Source organism: Streptomyces boncukensis, assembly GCF_011045075.1.
In the GTDB taxonomy this organism is placed as follows: domain Bacteria; phylum Actinomycetota; class Actinomycetes; order Streptomycetales; family Streptomycetaceae; genus Streptomyces; species Streptomyces boncukensis.
The window spans coordinates 1-1507 of sequence record NZ_JAAKZZ010000940.1; the positions used below are offsets into that span (position 1 = coordinate 1).

Consider the following 1507-nt stretch of genomic DNA (forward strand, 5'->3'; position numbering starts at 1 on the left):
GCGCCACGACATCGACACTCGAAGGTCCGTCGGCAGCGTCAGAGGTGTATAAGAGACAGGCCGGGGCGTGCGGGGCAGCAGCGCTGAGCTGCGGGCCCGTACGCACCACGCGCACGGCCCGGATCCAGGCCGCCGCGCCCTTCGCCGCCGACCCGGCGCACAGCCCCCAGGCGGCGCCGAGCACCCCGCCGAGCGCGTATCCGGCCAGCATGCTGCCGACGGAGAGGAGGGAGAAGACCAGCTGGATCGGGAGCGTGGTGCGCGGGCGCAGCACCCGCAGCGTCAGCAGCCCGCAGGTGCCCAGCGCCATCGCCGCGTACTGGCTGCCGGTGGCGGGCAGCAGCCGGGAGGCGTTGTCCCAGGTGTCCCCGAGGAGTTCGCGGCCCCAGGCGCCGGGCAGCAGCGTCAGCGCGACCGTCCAGCAGCCGGCGGCCCCGGCGAGCACGGTCCCGGCCGTGAACGCGGCGCGCGCCGAACGGGCCGGGCTCCCGGCCCGGTTCAGCAGCGGGGGGCCGAACCCGGTGGCGGCGTTGAACAGCACGTTCATCGGCCCGTACAGCGTGGCGGCCCCGCGCAGCGCACCGACCGCGAGCGGGCTGGCGAGCAGCCCGAGCCCGATCACCGCGAGCTGGGTGCCCGCGTTGCCCACCCCGAACTCGACGGCGAACCGCTGCCCGAGGTGGCCGCGCCGCAGATAGCGCCGTACGTCGGGCCGCCCGGCGCCGCGTGTGCGCCGCGCCAGCAGCCCCAGCGAGAGGGCGAGGGCCGGCAGCGCGGACAGCCCCCACACGGCGATCAGCCGCGCCGCGCCCGAGCCCGCCGGCTGGACGGCGAGCGCGGGCAGCGCGGCGGCGAGCCGCACCAGGTCGGAGCCGAGCGCGTGCTGCGGGAGCCGGAGCGCCGAGAAGGCGTACCGGGCGACGTCCTGGGTGAGGACGACGGGCAGCACGAGGCCGAGCACCGCGAGCGCCCGCGGCGTGTCCCCGCCCACCGCCCACAGCGCCGCGGCGGCGGGCACCCCCGCGGCGGCGGAGGCGAGCGCCCCGAAGCCGACCGCCGAGACGCACGCAGCGCCGACCGTACGCTCCTCCCCCGTCCCCTCCCCTTTCTCCAGCACCAGGGCCTGGCCCACATAGGCGGTGGACAGGCCGAGGAGGACGGTGAAGACGGTGTAGACGACGGAGAACACCGCGAACCCGGACACGCTGGACTGCCGCGCGGCGACGACGAGGACCGCGATATTGGTGAGCGCGGCGACTCCCTGGTCCGCGACGGCGCACACGATCGCGGTACGGGCCCGCACCCCTACCGGCCCGCCTGTTCGTCCATCCCGGCCCGGTGCACCCGCAGCCCCACCGTCTCGCGGGTCTCCCCGGCCTGCTCGCCGGGCTCCCCGGGCTCGCCGGGCTCCCCGGGCTCGCCGGGCCGCCCGGGCTCCGCCGTCTCCCCCGCTGAGGGCTCCGGGGCCGCGGCGGACACGGGGCCTGCCCCCCGTCCGCCCTCCTCC

The 1507-nt window shown here is 77.7% G+C and carries 1 protein-coding gene and 1 pseudogene; both read right to left on the reverse strand.

Features of this window, described 5'->3' with window-relative positions; genetic code table 11:
* Positions 1–1303, reverse strand: a 1303-nt coding sequence (locus G5C65_RS37165) for an MATE family efflux transporter (RefSeq protein ID WP_338146849.1), incomplete at its 3' end; no start/stop codon positions are given.
* Positions 1304–1305: 2 nt separating this feature from the next.
* Positions 1306–1507 (reverse strand): annotated as a pseudogene (locus tag G5C65_RS37170) (hypothetical protein); the annotation flags it as partial.